This window comes from Streptomyces sp. 35G-GA-8, assembly GCF_023534745.1.
Taxonomy (GTDB): domain Bacteria; phylum Actinomycetota; class Actinomycetes; order Streptomycetales; family Streptomycetaceae; genus Streptomyces.
This window is the reverse complement of the sequence record NZ_JAMHJQ010000067.1, coordinates 1-397: the sequence shown is the minus strand read 5'-3', so window position 1 is coordinate 397 and position 397 is coordinate 1. Positions and strand designations below refer to the sequence as shown.

The window sequence follows — 397 nt, the reverse complement described above, 5'->3', positions numbered from 1 at the left end:
GCCCTTAAAAACTTGGCCACAGATGCTCGCGTCCACTGTGCAGTTCTCAAACAACGACCAGCCACCCACCACCCCACCCACACGGGCGAGTTCACTGGGACCGGCAACCCGAAGGAACAGACTCGAAAGCCCGCACCCTCAGACACCCAACAGCGTGCCCGACCCGACCGATCGAAAGCTCACGTTCCACGCCGAAGCAGTACTAGTGATCCCAACCTGTCGCGCCGAGTAGTCAACGTTCCACCCATGAGCTGACCACCGTCGGACATTTGCCGACGTAGTGGCTCTGGACCCCTTACAGGGTCTAGATGCTCCTTAGAAAGGAGGTGATCCAGCCGCACCTTCCGGTACGGCTACCTTGTTACGACTTCGTCCCAATCGCCAGTCCCACCTTCGA

Annotated in this window: 1 rRNA gene; it reads right to left on the bottom strand. The window is 59.2% G+C overall.

The annotated features are described in order from the left end of the window. Positions 1-319 precede the first annotated feature (319 nt). Positions 320-397, bottom strand: a 16S ribosomal RNA gene (locus M1203_RS38565); the annotation flags it as partial.